Raw genomic sequence first — 17,785 nt, forward strand, 5'->3', positions numbered from 1 at the left:
TTTTTGCTTACTTTTTTTAGGCGTTTGTAAAAAAAGTGAGTCGCCGTAAGGGCGAAACCCTAAGCCACCATCACCCAAAAAACGGATATACACACAAAACCAAACCAACAAAAAAGCCCCCAAAGGCCTACACCTAGGGGGGCTTCAGATAAATCAGCTCAAAGCTTAGTGATGCTCACGCGTCGCACGGAACTTCACATCCGGCCACCGCTCCTCCATCAACGCCAGATTAACCCGCGTCGGAGCAAGATAGGTCAGGTGACCACCGCCATCCAAAGCCAGGTTCTCCACAGCCTTGTTGGAAAACTCCTCAAGCTTCTTCTTGTCATCACATTCGATCCAGCGCGCCGAGTACACAGTGATCGGCTCATACGAGCACTCAACCTTGTATTCCTCTTTCAAACGGCTGGCGACCACATCGAACTGCAGCACACCCACAGCACCAAGAATGATGTCGTTGCTGCGCTCCGGGAAGAACACCTGAGTCGCGCCTTCCTCAGCCAATTGCTGCAAGCCCTGACGCAGCTGCTTGGATTTCAGCGGATCACGCAAACGCACACGACGGAACAATTCCGGAGCGAAGTGCGGGATACCAGTAAAGCCCAGAGTTTCACCTTCGCTGAAAGTGTCGCCGATCTGGATGGTGCCGTGGTTATGCAGACCGATGATGTCGCCGGCATACGCCTCTTCCAGTTGCTCACGCTCGGAGGAGAAGAACGTCAAGGCGTCGCCGATGCGCACGTCCTTGCCGGTGCGCACGTGGCGCATCTTCATGCCTTTTTCGTACTTGCCGGAGCAAATGCGCATGAAGGCAATGCGGTCACGGTGTTTCGGGTCCATGTTCGCCTGGATCTTGAAGATGAAGCCCGAAAACTTCTCTTCCACCGGCTCGACAGTCCGCTCGTTGGCGACACGGGCCAATGGACGCGGTGCCCAATCAACCACAGCATCAAGCACGTGATCGACACCGAAGTTGCCCAGTGCGGTACCGAAGAACACCGGGGTCAGTTGACCGTCGAGGAACTCCTGCTGATTGAATTCGTGGCAGGCGCCCTGCACCAGTTCCAGTTGCTCGATGAAGCGCTCGTACTCGTCGCCCAGGTGCGCGCGAGCCTCGTCCGAGTCGAGCTTCTCGATGATCTTGGTTTCGGTGCGTTCGTGACCGTGACCGGCGGTGTAGACAATGATGTAGTCGTCCGCCAGGTGGTACACGCCTTTGAAATCGCGATAGCAACCGATCGGCCAGGTGATCGGCGCCGCCTTGATCTTCAGAACGGCTTCGATTTCGTCGAGCAGTTCGATCGGGTCGCGGATGTCACGGTCGAGTTTGTTGATAAAGCTGACAATCGGCGTGTCACGCAGACGGCAGACGTCCATCAGCGCAATGGTCCGTGGCTCTACACCCTTACCGCCGTCGAGAACCATCAATGCCGAGTCCACCGCCGTCAGAGTGCGGTAGGTATCTTCGGAGAAGTCTTCGTGGCCCGGGGTGTCGAGCAGGTTGACCATGTGGTCGCGATACGGGAACTGCATGACCGACGTGGTAATGGAAATACCCCGCTGCTTCTCCATCTCCATCCAGTCGGATGTCGCATGGCGGTCGGATTTACGGGATTTCACCGTACCGGCCACAGCAATCGCCTTGCCCATCAACAGGAGCTTTTCGGTGATCGTGGTTTTACCGGCATCGGGGTGGGAAATAATGGCGAAAGTGCGGCGTTTCGCGACTTCGGCGGCCTGGTTGGTCATGGGAAATCGCCTGGCGGTGATTCAAAAAAGGGCCGCGATTATAGCCCAAGTCAGTGCAATAACCGAACCGTTGAGCACATTAAGGGTGGCCAAATGCTGCCCCAGATGGGAACCTTTTAAAGCACGGAGACGTCCATCCCCTGTTACGGCATTTCGTCAGGGGCTGAAAAATCAGCAAGTTAGCCTGACGAGGCTGCGCTCATGGCTCGCTTTCAGACCGCTTTTTGCCGGTGCTGAGGGAGCTGCTTCTCGCGAACGTTTATTCCCGGCAGCCAAGTAAGGCATGCCACACGGGACTGCGTTCGCCGACTATAAAAAAGGAGTCCGCCTGTGGCTATCCGCTATGGCAAAGGGCTGATGGGAGGTGCGGTGGTGATCGCGCTCCTGGCCCTGCTGGTCCACTGGATCGGCATCAACACGATCGAACACTACCGCGACGATTTGTTGTTTTACCTGCAAGCTCATCTGATTCTCGTCCTCGCTTCAATGCTGGCCGCCCTTGTCGTGGGCATCCCCGCCGGCATCTTTCTCAGTCGCCCGACCATGGTCGGCCGCGCTGAACGCTTCATGCAGATCTTCAATATCGGTAACACCGTGCCACCGTTGGCCGTACTCGCGATTGCCCTGGGCATTCTCGGCATCGGCAGTGGTCCGGCGATCTTTGCTTTATTCCTCGCCTCGTTGCTGCCGATTGTGCGCAACACCTACGAAGGCCTGAAAAACGTCCAGGGCTCGCTGAAAGAAGCCGCCGTCGGCATCGGCATGACCCCGCGTCAGGTGCTGTGGCAAGTCGAACTGCCCAACGCCGTGCCGATCATTGTCGGTGGCGTGCGTGTCGCGCTGGCGATCAACGTCGGTACTGCGCCGCTGGCGTTCCTGATCGGCGCCAACAGCCTCGGCAGCCTGATTTTCCCCGGCATCGCCCTGAACAATCAGCCGCAACTGCTGCTCGGCGCCGCGTGCACCGCGCTGCTGGCCTTGCTGCTCGATGGCGTCGTCACCCTCGCCAGCCGCCTCTGGCTGGAACGCGGTTTGCGCCCGTCTTAAGGCTTTTGCGAAGGAATATTTATGAAACGATTTAGTTCGACTCTGGGATTGATAGCGGGCTGCGTCCTGCTGTTCGCAGGATTGGCGCAAGCCGCTGAAAAACCCGTGATCCGCCTCGGCGCCCGGGTGTTTACCGAGCAGACCCTGCTCGCGGAAATCACCGCGCAATACCTGCGCAGCAAAGGCTACGACGCGCAGATCACCGGCGGCCTGGGCAGCAATCTGGCCCGCAGTGCCCACGAAAGCGGGCAACTGGACATGCTCTGGGAATACACCGGCGTGTCACTGGTGGCCTACAACCATGTCACCGAGAAACTCGACAGCGCACAGTCCTACGCCCGGGTGAAAGAACTCGACGCGAAAAAAGGCCTGGTCTGGCTGACGCCGTCGAAATTCAGCAACACCTACGCCCTCGCCTTGCCGAAAAACGTCGCCGAGGAATATCCGCAGATCAACAACATCAGCCAGTTGAACGACGTGTTGCAGGCTGAAGCCAAGACCAATCACCTGGTGGCGCTGGATACCGAGTTTGCCAATCGCTCCGACGGTCTCGACGGCATGGTCAAGCTCTACGACATGAACCTGACCCGCAAGAACATCCGTCAGATGGACGCGGGCCTGGTCTATACGGCGTTGCGCAACGGCCAGGTGTTCGCCGGTCTGGTCTACACCACCGACGGTCGCCTCAACGCCTTCGGCTTGAAGCTGTTGGAAGACGACAAGCATTACTTCCCCGACTACACCGCCGCTCCCGTGGTGCGTCAGGCCTACCTCGATGCCCACCCGAAACTCGCCGAGCAACTGAAACCGCTGGCCGAGTTGTTCGACGACGAAACCATGCGCCAGCTCAACGCGCGGGTCGATGTCGATCATGAAAGCCCGTCGTCGGTCGCCGCTGATTTCCTGCGCCAGCATCCACTGAATTAAGAGAGGAGAAGTCATGGAATTCTTGAACGCCTTTTCCCATCTCGACTGGCAGCAGGTGATGCACCTGACCTGGCAGCACATCACGCTGGTCGGCATCGCCGTGACGCTGGCGATTGTTGTTGGCGTGCCGCTGGGCATTCTGATGACACGCTTCCCGAGCCTCGCCGGCCCGTTGCAGGCCAGCGCCACGGTGCTGCTGACCGTGCCGTCGATTGCGCTGTTCGGCCTGCTGCTGCCGTTCTATTCGAAGTTCGGCCAGGGCCTCGGCCCGATGCCGGCTATCACCGCCGTGTTCCTTTATTCACTGCTGCCGATCATGCGCAACACCTACCTCGCCCTCACTGGCGTGGAACCGGGTATCCGTGAAGCCGCACGTGGCATCGGCATGACCTTCGGCCAGCGTCTGCGCATGGTCGAACTGCCGATTGCGGTGCCGGTGATCCTTGCCGGCGTGCGCACCGCCGTGGTGATGAACATCGGCGTGATGACCATCGCCGCGACCATCGGCGCCGGCGGCCTCGGTGTGTTGATCCTCGCTTCAATCAGCCGCAGTGACATGTCGATGCTCATCGTCGGCGCACTGCTGGTCAGTCTCCTGGCCATTTTCGCTGACCTGTTTCTCCAATGGCTGCAACGCTCGTTGACTCCAAAAGGACTGCTCAAATGATCGAACTTCAAAACCTCAGCAAAACTTTCCAAAGCAACGGCAAAGATGTCAAAGCCGTGGACTCGGTAAGCCTGACCGTCAATGAAGGCGAAATCTGTGTGTTCCTCGGGCCATCGGGCTGCGGCAAAAGCACCACGCTGAAAATGATCAACCGTCTGATCAAACCGACGTCGGGCAAGATCCTCATCAACGGTGAAGACACTACCGACCTCGACGAAGTGACCCTGCGCCGCAACATCGGCTACGTGATCCAGCAGATCGGTCTGTTCCCGAACATGACCATCGAAGAGAACATCGTCGTGGTGCCGAAACTACTGGGCTGGGACAAACAGAAATGCCACGACCGTGCCCGCGAACTGATGAGCATGATCAAGCTGGAGCCCAAGCAGTATCTGCATCGTTATCCGCGTGAGTTGTCCGGCGGTCAGCAACAACGCATCGGCGTGATCCGCGCACTGGCGGCGGATGCGCCACTGTTGCTGATGGACGAACCGTTCGGTGCGGTCGACCCGATCAACCGCGAGATGATCCAGAACGAGTTTTTCGAGATGCAACGGGCGCTGAACAAGACCGTGATCATGGTCAGCCACGACATCGACGAAGCGATCAAACTCGGTGACAAGATCGCGATCTTCCGCGCCGGCAAACTCTTGCAGATCGATCATCCGGACACGTTGCTCGCGCATCCGGCGGACGACTTTGTCAGCAACTTCGTCGGCCAGGACAGCACGCTCAAACGCCTGCTTCTAGTGAAGGCGGAAGATGCGGCGGACAACGCGCCGTCGGTCAGCCCGGAAACCCCGGTGGCCGATGCGCTGGAACTGATGGACGAGCATGACCGTCGCTATGTCGTGGTCACCTGCGCCGAGAACAAGGCGCTGGGTTACGTGCGCCGTCGCGACCTGCACCGCCAGACTGGCACTTGTGCGCAGTACCTGCGTGAGTTCAACGCGACGGCGGCGTACGACGAGCATCTGCGCATCCTGTTGTCGCGCATGTATGAGTTCAACCGTTCGTGGCTGCCGGTGATGGATGCCGAGCGGGTGTTCCTTGGCGAGGTGACGCAGGAGTCGATTGCTGCTTACTTGAGTTCGGGTCGTTCGCGGGGGATGAAGACCAGCATCGTCTCGCCGGCTGAAGCCGTGGTCGCCTGATTATCAGGTAAAAAACACCCATCCCTGTAGGAGTGAGCCTGCTCGCGATAGCGCAATATCAGTCAATGAAGATGTTGACGGTAAAAAAGTCATCGCGAGCAGGCTCACTCCTACAGGATTTGCGTGATTTTTTCTTCATTCGCAGGGCGGAAAAAAATCTCAACACCCAACCTTCAAAAGCCCCCCTGCAATAACTTCCACACTCACCAAAATCCCCCTCAACCCCCCCTCTCGCCGCCAACGTCGCCGATGTTGCGGCTATCACACTTATCTACGACTTGGCGCACAAAAGCGTCGAACGTACAGGTATTTTTAACACTCTGAAATTCCCGGGGAACATCTGCCCGTCATCTCGGTCGGCTACAAAGAGTGATGAACGCGACGCACGTCAGAAGCGTGCAGAAACGCGACATTTTTAGTTGATCTCAGGCCCCTCACGCCCTAAAGTTCGCGCCGAACGTCCATGCTGGAAACGATCCATCCGGCTCAAGTACTGACGACGAGACAGCAAGGCCAAGGGAAGCTTCACTCCCGTGGCCTTTTTGCTTTCGGCGACATGCCTTGGGAAGTAGGCGAACCAAAGTGGGGATACGGAGGACGTTCATTTGCACCCATTGATTAATTTAGTTTGCCAGTAGGAGTTCCCAGCATGTCGATCCAGGTCGAAGACTATTTCGCGCGCGCTACATTCGACAAAATGAAGGCGTTCGCCGACAAACAGGAAACCCCGTTCGTGGTGATCGACACCGCGATGATCAGCCAGGCCTACGATGACCTGCGCGCCGGTTTCGAATTTGCCAAGGTCTACTACGCGGTCAAGGCCAACCCGGCCGTCGAGATCATCGACCTGCTCAAAGAGAAAGGTTCGAGCTTCGACATCGCCTCTATCTATGAGCTGGACAAGGTGATGGATCGCGGCGTCAGCCCGGACCGTATCAGCTACGGCAACACCATCAAGAAATCCAAGGACATCCGCTACTTCTACGAGAAGGGCGTGCGTCTGTTCTCCACCGACTCCGAAGCCGATCTGCGCAACATCGCCAAGGCTGCGCCGGGCTCGAAAGTCTATGTACGCATCCTGACCGAAGGCTCGACCACGGCTGACTGGCCGCTGTCGCGCAAATTCGGCTGCCAGACCGACATGGCCATGGACTTGCTGATCCTCGCCCGCGACCTCGGTCTGGTGCCATACGGCATCTCGTTCCACGTCGGTTCGCAACAGCGCGATATCAGTGTCTGGGACGCGGCGATCGCCAAGGTCAAAGTGATCTTCGAACGCCTGAAAGAAGAAGACGGCATCCACCTCAAGCTGATCAACATGGGCGGCGGCTTTCCGGCCAACTACATCACCCGCACCAACAGCCTGGAAACCTACGCCGAAGAAATCATCCGCTTCCTGAAAGAAGACTTCGGTGATGACTTGCCGGAAATCATCCTGGAGCCGGGCCGTTCGTTGATCGCCAACGCCGGTATTCTGGTCAGCGAAGTGGTGCTGGTCGCACGTAAGTCGCGCACCGCCGTCGAGCGTTGGGTATACACCGATGTGGGCAAGTTCTCCGGCCTGATCGAAACCATGGACGAAGCGATCAAGTTCCCGATCTGGACCGAGAAGAAAGGCGAGATGGAAGAAGTCGTGATCGCCGGCCCGACCTGCGACAGCGCCGACATCATGTACGAAAACTACAAGTACGGCCTGCCGCTGAACCTGGCAATCGGTGATCGTCTGTACTGGCTTTCGACCGGTGCATACACCACCAGTTACAGCGCGGTTGAATTCAATGGCTTTCCGCCGCTGAAGTCTTACTACGTGTAAGCGCTGAAACCGTAATGCAAAAAGCCCATGACGTGTCATGGGCTTTTTTGTGCCTGACATTCCACTGTAGGACCTGCCGAAGGCTGCGATCTTTTGATTTTTCTTTTTGAAGATCAAGATCAAAAGATCGCAGCCTGCGGCAGCTCCTACAGGAGTGATTTGTAGCGGTGAGCGTACTCGGCTGCCAACGCCTGAATCCTTGGATCGGTCGCACTGGCCAGAGCTTCACTGGCCACCCGCAGGAAATTCAGATTACCGCCGGCCAATGCCTTCTCAAGCCACATGACTGCATCATCGATGCGACCCTCATCCGCCAACACCGCCGCATAACTGAACTGCCCGCGAAAATCACCACCCTCAGCCGAGCGCCGATACCAGTCACGAGCCGCGACCGGATCCGCCGGGCACACCTGCCCTTCTTCCAGATAGCGTCCCAGCAGATTCATCGATTTCGCATGGCCCAGTTCAGCCGCGCGCCGATACAACGACAGCGCCTGCAGATGATCCACGGCGACACCACGCCCGGTCGCCAGCAGATTCGCAAGGTTATACATCGCCCAGTCCAGCCCGGCATCTGCGGCGATTCGGTAATGCTGCGCCGCAATCGACGCATCCGCCGCAACGCCCCAACCATGCTCCTGACAACGACCGAACATGTTGCGCGCCATCAGATGCCCGCGCCCGGCAGCAATGCCAAACCAGCGCAGCGCCAGCGGTTGATCCTGCGCGATGCCGTGCCCGTCCAGAAGAATCTGTCCAAGCAGCGCCTGCGCCTCGACAGCGCCCTCGCCCGCCGCCAGCAGAATCGCCTGCGCGGCGCGAGCCGGACTTTCCTCAAGCATCGCTGCCAGCCCAGAGGCATCGAGGACTTCTTCGCGGCGCAGTTGAAAACTCATACCTCGACCCAGCGCCGCAGCAGGTTGTGATAAGTGCCGGTGAGGCGAATCAGCGACGGGTGATCCGGCACGTCCTGGGTGAGCTGCTGAATCGCACCGTCCATTTCGAACAGCAATGCGCGCTGGCTGTCTTCGCGCACCAGGCTTTGCGTCCAGAAAAACGACGCATAACGCGCACCGCGGGTGACTGCATTGACCTTGTGCAGACTGGTGCCGGGGTACAACACCATGTCGCCGGCCGGCAACTTCACCCGTTGCGTGCCATAGGTGTCCTGAATTTCCAGTTCGCCGCCGTCGTAATCTTCAGGCTCGCTGAAAAACAGCGTTGCCGACAGATCCGTGCGCACGCGCTCGATACTGCCCTTGGGCTGGCGCACCGCGTTGTCGATGTGGAAATCGAAACTGCCGCCCGCCGTGTAACAGTTCACTAACGGCGGGAACACTTTGTGCGGCAGCGCAGCAGACATGAACAGCGGATTTTTCCACAGCCGCTCGAGCAGCGCAGCGCCGATTTCCTTGGCCAGCGGATGACCTTCGGGCAGTTGCAGATTGTGTTTGGCCTTGGCCGATTGATAACCCGCGGTGATCTTGCCATCAGCCCAATCGGCCTGCTCCAGCGCCTGGCGAATGCGCTGCACTTCGTCTTTTTCGAACAGAGCGGGAATGTGCAGCAGCATGGCAATGTCACCTGATGGCAAAGAGGCGGCAATGGTATTGATTCTTATTGGCTGTGTACAACCCGCAAGACGAATGAACTGGCAAAAACCGTAAGGCTAAATTGTAAAGAATGTAAATTCAGTGCAGTTAGCAATGTTTCGCAATTGATACGAATACTTGTTTACCCTATATTCCGCCGCCTCAAATCCTTGGGGAGGGGAATAAAAATGGCACGTCAACACGCACAATTACCGGTCAGTTCACCACGTCTGCTCGCCTCTGCAATCGGTGTGGCAATCACCGCAGGCTCCGCCGGCCACATGGTGTTCGCCGCCGAAAAGACCGACAGCAAAGCCGCCGGCAATGCCATCGCCCTGGACGCTACCGCCATCACTGGCGAAGCGCAGGACCCGACGTCCTACCAGGTCGAGAAAGCCTCCTCGCCCAAGTACACCGCGCCGCTGGTCGACACGCCGCGCTCGGTGACCGTCATTCCGCAACAAGTCCTCAAAGACACCGGCGCCCTGAACATGCAGGACGCGCTGCGCACCGTGCCAGGCATCACCTTCGGTGCCGGTGAAGGCGGCAACCCGCAGGGCGACCGCCCGTTCATCCGTGGTTTCGACGCTCAGGGCGACACCTACCTCGACGGCGTGCGCGACACCGGTTCGCAGAGCCGCGAGATCTTCGCCGTCGAAAACATTGAAGTCAGCAAGGGCCCGAACTCCGCCATCGGTGGTCGCGGCGCGGCGGGCGGCAGCATCAACCTGGTGAGCAAAAAAGCACACCTGGGCAACTCGTTCGACGGTGGCTTCACCTGGGGTTCCGACCAGACTCAGCGTTACACCCTCGACGGCAACTACCAGTTCAGCGACACCGCCGCTGGCCGTTTGAACCTGATGAGCCACGAGAGCAATGTCGCCGGGCGCGACAAAGTCGATTACGACCGCTGGGGCATCGCGCCGTCGCTGGCGTTCGGACTGGGTACTGACACCCGCGTCAACCTCGACTACTACCATCTCGAAAGCAACGACACCCCGGATTCGGGCATCCCCTACACCCTGTCGAACCCACGTACAAAATCCAACCCGGACAAGCCGTACGCCGGTGGCGACCACAGCAATTTCTACGGTCTGGATCGCGACTTCCGCAAGGGCCGCACCGACACCGCGACCTTCGCCATCGAGCACGACCTGAGCGACTCGCTGACCATCAAGAACACCCTGCGTCACGGCACCAGCATGCAGGATTACATCCTCACCCAGCCGGACGACAGCAAGGGCAACGTCAACAACGGCAGCCTCTGGCGTCGGGCGAATACTCGGGTGAGCAACACCGAGACCACCACCAACCAGACTGACCTGTTCGGCAATTTCTACGTCGCCGGCTTCAAGAACAGCTTCTCCACTGGCGTTGAATACACCCGTGAGGAAAGCCAGAAGTCCTCGTACAACGTCAACACCGACACCACGCCGCTCACCACCAACGTGCCTTCGAGCAGCAACTGCACGCCATCGATGATCGGCGCATCCAGTGGCTACAACTGCACCTCGCTGTCGAACCCGAACCCGAACGATCCGTGGAACGGCGCGATCTCGCGCAACTACGCCGGCACCGACACCAAGGCCAACACGTATGCGCTGTATGTGTTCGACACCCTGGAGTTGTCCCAGCAATGGCTGGTGAACATGGGTCTGCGTTACGACCACTTCGACACCGACTACAAGACCTACACCGCTGCCGGCGCCACCACTGCCAAGGGCGATGACGTCAGCGAGTTCGTCACCGGTCAGTTCGGTATCGTTTACAAACCAGCGGAAAACGGCAGCATCTATGCGTCCTACGCCACTTCGGCGACGCCACCGGGCAACACTCTGGGCGAAGGCATGGACGGCAACCCGCTGGGCGGCACCAAGGATCGCAACGGCAATCTGCTGAGCAGCGACCTGGAGCCGGAAACCACCAAGAACTACGAAATCGGCACCAAGTGGGACCTGCTCAACGATCGTCTGTCGCTGACGGCTGACGTCTTCCGCACCGAGAAAGAAAACGCGCGTGTGCAAGTCGACACCACGTCGTACGAGAACGCCGGCAAAACCCGCGTACAAGGTGTCGAGTTGTCGGCCAGCGGCAAGATCACCGACAAGTGGCAAGTGTTCGCCGGTTACGCCTACATGGACAGCGAACAGGTTGACGGCGGCCCGCTGAACCGCGCCACCGACGGCAACCAGCTGCCTAACACGCCGAAAAACAGCGCCAGCCTGTGGACCACTTACCAGCTCACGCCGAAGCTGACCATCGGTGGCGGTGCCTTCTACGTCGACGACGTATTCGGCAACGTGGCCAACACCACCATGGTCGATTCGTATGTGCGTTACGACGCGATGGCGGCCTACAAGCTGAGCAAGAACGTCGACCTGCAACTCAACGTGCAGAACCTGACCAACGAAACCTATTACGACAAAGCCTTCTCGACCCACTTCGCCAACCAGGCAGCGGGCCGCACGGCACTGTTGAGCACAAACTTCCACTTCTAAGCGATATTGGAAACTGTAGGAGTGAGCCTGCTCGCGATGGGGTTGTGTCAGTCAGCAAATTGATTGGATGACACGCCGCTATCGCGAGCAGGCTCACTCCTACAGGGAATGCACCGCAAGGCTTGGCCCCGTTCATTCAATTGAACGGGGCTTTTGTGCGTAATAAAGAACGCTTCTCGATAACCCACGGCATAATGCGCGCCGTGAAGACAATTTCCGAATGGACGGCGAGTGACGTGTTGAAGAAAACCCTGTTCCAGTTGCACTGGTTTTTTGGCATCACCGCCGGCCTGGTGCTGGCCTTGATGGGCATCACCGGCGCGGCCTATTCGTTTCAGGACGAAATCCTGCGGGCGCTGAACCCTTCAGTGCTGCAAGTGGAAAAACAAGTCGCCGGCGTCCTGCCGCCCGTTGAACTGGTGGAGCGCATCGAAGCCACTTCCGCCAAAAAAGTCTCGATGCTCTGGGTCGAGACCGACAGCGGCAACGCGGCACGGGTGTATTTCACCCCGCCCAAAGGCGAGCGCCGTGGCGAAATGCGCTACTTCGATCCATATACCGGCGAATTTATGGGCGACGCCGTGGGCCAGGACTTCTTCGGCCTGATGCTGCAACTGCACCGTTTCCTAGCCATGGGCGATACCGGGCGCAACATAACCGGCGCCTGCACCCTGATCCTGCTGTTCTTCTGCCTCTCAGGTTTGTATTTACGCTGGCCGCGCCAGTGGAACAGTTGGCGCGTATGGCTGACCCTGGACTGGAAGAAAAAGGGCCGCGCCTTCAACTGGGATCTGCATTCGGTGGCCGGCACCTGGTGCCTGCTGGTCTATCTGCTGCTGGCGCTGACCGGGTTGTCGTGGTCCTACGAGTGGTACAACAAGGGCCTGACCAGACTGCTTTCCGACGCACCGCAAAACGAGCGCGTGCGCAATAGCGGCCCCGCACCCGAAGGCCCGGCACCGACGGCCGATTACGCGGCGATGTGGAGCAGCATCTACAGCGCTGCCGGCCCGGGTCTGGCCGCCTACAACATCCGCATGCCGGCGGTGGCCGGTCAACCGGCGACGGTGTTCTACCTGCTTGACAGCTCGCCGCATGATCGCGCCCTGAACCAGATCACTCTCGACCCGGCCACCGGCATCGTCAAACGCGTCGACCGCTACGCCGACAAGAGCTTCAAGGCGCAACTGCTGACCAGCATTTACGCACTGCACGTCGGCAGCTATTTCGGCCTCGTCGGGCGGATCATCATCACCCTCGCGGCCGTATGCATGCCGCTGTTCTTCATCACCGGATGGCTGCTGTACCTTGATCGTCGCCGCAAGAAAAAGCAGATCAAGGACGCGCGCAAAGGTCTCGAACAACCGGACGACGATGCGTCGGCATGGCTGATTGGCTTCGCCAGCCAAAGCGGTTTCGCCGAGCAACTGGCGTGGCAGACTGCCGGCCAATTGCAGGCTGCCGGGTTGCCGGTGAAGGTGCAGCCGTTGGCGAATGTCAGCGAGCAGGATCTGCTGGAATCGAACAACGCGCTGTTTGTGGTCAGCACTTTTGGTGACGGTCAGGCACCGGACAGCGCTCGTGGTTTCGAGCGCAAGGTGCTGGGCAAGGCTGCCGCTCTCGACACTCTGAACTATGCCGTGCTCGGGCTGGGCGATCGTCAGTACCAGCACTTCTGTGGTTTCGCCCATCGTCTGCATCAGTGGCTCAGCGAACACGGTGGCAAGACCCTGTTCGCACCGGTGGAAGTCGACAGTGGCGATCCCTACGCCCTGCGTCACTGGCAAACCCAACTCGGCCTGCTCACCGGGCAAACACCGGTCGACACCTGGCAAGCGCCGAGCTACGACAACTGGACGCTGGTGCGCCGTGAACTGATGAACCCGGACAGCAGCGGTTCACCGGTTTACCTGCTGGGCCTCAGCGCGCCGAGCACCAGCAGCTGGCTGGCCGGTGATCTGGTGGAGGTGCTGCCGCGCAACTGTCCGTGGGTGATCGAGCACTTCCTCGACGGCCTCGGCATTCGTGGCGAAACGTCGGTGACCATCAACGGCCTCGACGAGCCCCTTGAAGTGGCACTGGCGACACGTCAACTGCCCGAGCATCGCGCCCATCTGGTCGGTCTGCATGCGCAGTCGCTGGTCGATGCGATGGTGCCGCTGACCCTGCGCGAATACTCGATCGCCTCGATTGCCGCCGACGGCGTGCTGGAGCTGATCGTGCGTCAGGAACAGCACGCCGACGGCAGCCTTGGCATCGGCTCCGGCTGGCTGACCGAACATGCGCCAGTGGGCGGCAGCATCAGTTTGCGCGTGCGACGCAACAGCGGTTTCCACCTGCCGAACCAGCCCGTGCCGATGATTCTGCTGGGTAACGGCACGGGGCTGGCCGGGTTGCGCAGTCTGCTCAAGGCGCGGATTGCCGATGGTCAAACGCGCCAGTGGTTACTGTTTGGCGAACGCAATCGTGAACACGATTTCCTCTGCCGTGCGGAGCTGGAAGAGTGGTTGATCAATGGCGATCTGGCGCGGCTGGATCTGGCGTTCTCGCGGGATCAGGCAGAGAAGATTTATGTGCAGGATCGCTTGCGTGAATCCGCCGACGAGTTGAAAAAATGGCTGGCCGAGGGAGCGGTGATTTACATCTGCGGCAGCCTTCAGGGGATGGCGTCCGGGGTTGATCAAGTGCTCAACGACATCCTCGGCGCGGCTGAAGTTGAAAGACTGATCGAGCAGGGCCGCTATCGTCGCGACGTCTACTGACCCCACACATGCCCGTGCAGGAGCTGCCGCAGGCTGCGATCTTTTGATCTTGCTGTTAAAAAACTAAAAGATCGCAGCCTGCGGCAGCTCCTACACGGGGTATCTGGATCACACTGGCTGCAGTTTTTTCTCAAACACCGCCACCCCATTCAAATCCCGCAACACCACACTCATCTCCCCGCTCTGCCCCTCAATATTCACTTCACCAAAAAACTGAAATCCGGCAAACGGCGAAGCGTTTTGCGTCAGTGGTGCCTTCTCGAACACCACCTCCGGACCAAAGGTTTTATCCAGCGGATTAGGCCCGAAACTCCCGGCATTCAACGGCCCCGCAACAAACTCCCAGAACGGTTCGAAATCCTGAAACGCCGCGCGATCCGGGTGGTAGTGATGCGCCGCGCAGTAATGCACGTCTGCCGTCAGAAAGACGAAATTGCGCACCTGCTGCGCGCGCAGGTATCCGAGCAGTTCAGCGATCTCCAGCTCGCGCCCCTGAGCCGGGCCAGGATCGCCGTTGGCCACCGCCTCCCAACGCGGCACGCCCGGGCTCACCTCGCCATCCGGCACACCAAGCCCGATCGGCATGTCGGCGGCGATCACCTTCCACTGCGCTTTCGACTTCTTTAATCCGCGCTTGAGCCAGTCCAGTTGTTCACGCCCGAGGAACGGTTTTGCCGTGCCGAGGTTGTCGTCGTTCGCGCCGCGATAACTGCGCATGTCGAGCACGAACACATCGAGCATCGGCCCGTAACTCACCTTGCGATAAATCCGCCCGCCACCGTCGGCAGCCTGTAAACGCATCGGCGAATATTCCAGCCAGGCCTTGCGTGCACGGCCAACCAGGGTGTGGATATCTTTCTCCTGATAGCGCTCATCCAGTTGCTTGCCCGGCGACCAGTTGTTGACCACTTCATGGTCGTCCCACTGCCAGATCTGCGGCACTTCCGCGTTGAAGCGGCGGATGTTTTCGTCCATCAGGTTGTAGCGGTAGTTGCCGCGATAGTCATCGAGGATCTGGGCGACTTTACTCTTGGCTTCCGTGGTGATGTTGCGCCATATCCGACCGTTTTCAGTTGTCAGCTGAGCCGGAACCGGGCCGTCGGCGTAGATGGTGTCGCCGCTGTGGATAAAGAAGTCCGGCAGGCGCAGGCGCATGGCTTCGTAGATGCGCATGCCGCCGATGTCCGGGTTGATGCCGAAACCCTGGCCGACGGTGTCGCCGCTCCAGACGAAACGGATATTGCGCCGCGCCGTCGGGGCGCTGCGCAAATGGCCGAGCCACGGTTCGCTGGCAACACCGGTGCGGGCATCCTTGAAATACACCCGATAGAAAATCGCCTGATCGGCGGGCAACCCGGTGAGTTCGACGCGGGCGGTGAAATCGCTGCGGGCATCGGCGAGCGCCGAGACAAGCCGACGGGGATTGCGAAACTGACTGCGGGTGTCCCACTCGACCACCATCCGTGCGGGGCGATCGCTGCGGCTCCAGATCATCGCGCGGTCGCCTTGCAGGTCGCCGGACTGCACGCCATCGGTCAGTTGTGGCCGATCCTTGACCGACGCAATCACCGCCGGCGCCAGCCCCGGCATCAGCAGCCCGGCGCCCACGGCTTGCATGACCCGACGGCGACCGAGATTGAAATCGCTCATGGCGTTCTCCCTGAAAAAAGGAAAACTAAAGCACGCCTACATGACCTGGAAATGACACCTGCCACACCACAATTCCAATGTAGGAGTGAGCCTGCTCGCGATAGCGGTGCATCAGTCAACATTCATGTCACCGACAGATTGCTATCGCGAGCAGGCTCACTCCTACAAGGGTTTTGCGTTATCAGTCAGGCTTTGGCGGGTTCCAGCGCCAACTCGACGGCCTCAGGCCGTTTCACCGTTGCATACACGACGGCCGTCAACAAACTCCCCGCGACAATCGCCAGCAGATACAGCAATGCGTGATTGATCGCGTTGGGGATCGCCAGCACAAACAACCCGCCGTGCGGCGCCATCAGCTTGCAGCCGAAATACATCGACAACGCACCGGTCAGCGCACCACCGGCAATGCTCGCCGGGATCACCCGCAACGGGTCTTTCGCGGCAAATGGAATCGCGCCTTCCGAGATAAAGCACAGCCCCAGCACCAGCGCCGCTTTGCCGGCCTCGCGCTCAGTCTGGGCGAACTTGCGCCGGGCGATGAACGTGGCGATACCCAGACCAATCGGCGGCACCATGCCCGCGGCCATGGTCGCCGCCATCGGCGCGTAACTTTGCGACGCCAGCAGCCCCACCGAAAACGCATACGCCGCTTTGTTGATCGGCCCGCCGAGGTCGACGCACATCATGCCGCCCAGCAGCACGCCCAGCAGAATGGCGTTGGTGGTGCCCATGCTGTCGAGGAAATGCGTGAGCGCGGCGAGCATCCCCGCCACAGGCTTGCCGACCACGTAGATCATCACCAGACCGGTGATCAAGCTGGCGAACAACGGGATGATCAGGATCGGTTTCAACGCTTCCAGACTTTGCGGAAGCGCTACGTAACGGCTGATCAATTTCGCTGCGTAACCGGCGATAAACCCGGCCACGATCCCGCCGATAAATCCAGCGCCCAGGGTGCTGGCGAGCAAACCGCCAATCATCCCCGGCGCCAGCCCCGGACGGTCGGCAATCGAATAGGCGATGTAACCGGCCAGCAGCGGCACCATCAGTTTGAACGCGGTCTCGCCGCCGATCTGCATCAGCGCCGCTGCCAGCGTGCCTTGTTCCTTGAACGCGGTGATACCAAAGACGAACGACAACGCGATCATCAAACCGCCCGCCACCACCATCGGCAGCATGAACGACACGCCGGTCAGCAAGTGTTTGTAGACCCCGGTTTTCTCTTGTTTGGCGGGGGCCTTGCCGTCACTCGCAGCGCTCTCTACCTGACCTTCGGCGAGGGCTTTTTTCAGCGTGGCTTCCGATTGCTTCAGCGCAATGCCGGTGCCACAACGGTAGATTTTCTTGCCGGCGAAACGCTCGGTGGCGACTTCGATATCCGCCGCCAGCAGCACCACGTCAGCCTCGGCAATAGCCGTTGCACTGAGCGGCGTTTTCGCGCCGACAGAGCCTTGGGTTTCGACTTGCAAGTCGTAGCCAAGACGCTTGGCGGTCTGCTGCAACGCTTCGGCCGCCATGAACGTGTGGGCGACGCCGGTCGGGCACGCAGTGATCGCGACGATACGCGGCACGCGCTCAGCAACCGCAGCGGGCGCAGCCTCGGCAGCCACGTAGACTTGCGCCTCTTCAGCTCCGCGACGCAGCACTGCTTCGACATCCTGCAACGCCTGCGCCGGCGCAATCCGGAACACGCGTTTGCCAACAAAACGCTGCATGTCGACGTCACCGGTGGCGACCAGCAACACCCACTCCGCCGCCGCGATGGTCGCTGCCGACAACTCGCGCTCCGGGTGCGCCGCGTCGACCACTTCGACGCTGGTGCTCCAGCCCTGTCGCTGGGCCGCCGCATCGAGCAAACGCGCGCACAGCACGCTGGTGACCATGCCGTTCGGGCAAGCCGTAACAATGGCTAACTTCATGACAAAC

The 17,785-nt window shown here is 59.6% G+C and carries 12 protein-coding genes; 7 read left to right on the top strand and 5 right to left on the bottom strand.

The genetic code is table 11. The annotated features are described in order from the left end of the window. Positions 1 to 165 precede the first annotated feature (165 nt). On the bottom strand, positions 166 to 1,749 hold the full coding sequence (locus JFT86_RS02235; protein ID WP_201235434.1) for a peptide chain release factor 3: 1,584 nt from the start codon (positions 1,747 to 1,749) through the stop codon (positions 166 to 168). A gap of 357 nt (positions 1,750 to 2,106) precedes the next feature. Between JFT86_RS02235 and JFT86_RS02240 the strand changes: the two genes are divergently transcribed. The 5 genes from JFT86_RS02240 to JFT86_RS02260 all read left to right on the top strand — a co-directional run bounded on the left by JFT86_RS02240 (position 2,107) and on the right by JFT86_RS02260 (position 7,357). After that, the gene (locus tag JFT86_RS02240) at positions 2,107 to 2,796 is read left to right on the top strand and encodes an ABC transporter permease (protein ID WP_169432591.1); all 690 of its coding nucleotides are present in this window, start codon (positions 2,107 to 2,109) and stop codon (positions 2,794 to 2,796) included. 21 nt (positions 2,797 to 2,817) lie between these two features. Beyond that, positions 2,818 to 3,723, top strand: coding sequence for a glycine betaine ABC transporter substrate-binding protein (locus tag JFT86_RS02245; RefSeq protein ID WP_201235436.1), 906 nt, complete (start codon positions 2,818 to 2,820; stop codon positions 3,721 to 3,723). Positions 3,724 to 3,736: 13 nt separating this feature from the next. After that, entirely contained in the window at positions 3,737 to 4,390 is a 654-nt protein-coding gene (locus tag JFT86_RS02250; RefSeq protein WP_123534029.1) for an ABC transporter permease, read from the top strand. Then, on the top strand, positions 4,387 to 5,544 hold the full coding sequence (locus JFT86_RS02255; RefSeq protein ID WP_064585939.1) for an ABC transporter ATP-binding protein: 1,158 nt from the start codon (positions 4,387 to 4,389) through the stop codon (positions 5,542 to 5,544). The genes JFT86_RS02250 and JFT86_RS02255 overlap by 4 nt, the downstream gene beginning before the upstream one ends. A 649-nt stretch (positions 5,545 to 6,193) precedes the next feature. After that, entirely contained in the window at positions 6,194 to 7,357 is a 1,164-nt protein-coding gene (locus JFT86_RS02260; RefSeq protein ID WP_201235438.1) for a type III PLP-dependent enzyme, read from the top strand. Positions 7,358 to 7,503: 146 nt separating this feature from the next. Here JFT86_RS02260 and JFT86_RS02265 read toward each other — a convergent pair whose 3' ends face one another. Both JFT86_RS02265 and JFT86_RS02270 read right to left on the bottom strand, forming a co-directional pair. Further along, complete coding sequence (locus JFT86_RS02265) at positions 7,504 to 8,253, bottom strand: tetratricopeptide repeat protein (RefSeq protein ID WP_201235440.1); 750 nt, start codon at positions 8,251 to 8,253, stop codon at positions 7,504 to 7,506. Then, positions 8,250 to 8,930, bottom strand: coding sequence for a Fe2+-dependent dioxygenase (locus JFT86_RS02270; protein WP_201235442.1), 681 nt, complete (start codon positions 8,928 to 8,930; stop codon positions 8,250 to 8,252). Before JFT86_RS02270 ends, JFT86_RS02265 begins: the two co-directional genes overlap by 4 nt. Positions 8,931 to 9,137: 207 nt before the next feature. Here JFT86_RS02270 and JFT86_RS02275 point away from each other — a divergent pair, with 207 nt between their 5' ends. Further along, complete coding sequence (locus tag JFT86_RS02275) at positions 9,138 to 11,447, top strand: TonB-dependent siderophore receptor (RefSeq protein WP_201235444.1); 2,310 nt, start codon at positions 9,138 to 9,140, stop codon at positions 11,445 to 11,447. 236 nt (positions 11,448 to 11,683) lie between these two features. Beyond that, complete coding sequence (locus tag JFT86_RS02280; protein WP_201238542.1) at positions 11,684 to 14,209, top strand: sulfite reductase flavoprotein subunit alpha; 2,526 nt, start codon at positions 11,684 to 11,686, stop codon at positions 14,207 to 14,209. Positions 14,210 to 14,317: 108 nt separating this feature from the next. On the opposite strand, the gene JFT86_RS02285 is transcribed toward JFT86_RS02280, so the two are convergent. Then, positions 14,318 to 15,859 carry an alkaline phosphatase D family protein gene (locus JFT86_RS02285; protein WP_201235446.1) on the bottom strand — a complete coding sequence of 514 codons (1,542 nt, stop codon included), beginning with the start codon at positions 15,857 to 15,859 and terminating at the stop codon, positions 14,318 to 14,320. Between the two features lie 185 nt (positions 15,860 to 16,044). Continuing rightward, a complete protein-coding gene (locus tag JFT86_RS02290) occupies positions 16,045 to 17,778 on the bottom strand; it encodes a PTS fructose-like transporter subunit IIB (RefSeq protein WP_201235453.1) in 1,734 nt (577 codons plus the stop codon). Positions 17,779 to 17,785: the final 7 nt, after the last annotated feature.

Origin of the sequence: Pseudomonas sp. TH06 (genome assembly GCF_016651305.1) — a bacterium.
In the GTDB taxonomy this organism is placed as follows: domain Bacteria; phylum Pseudomonadota; class Gammaproteobacteria; order Pseudomonadales; family Pseudomonadaceae; genus Aquipseudomonas.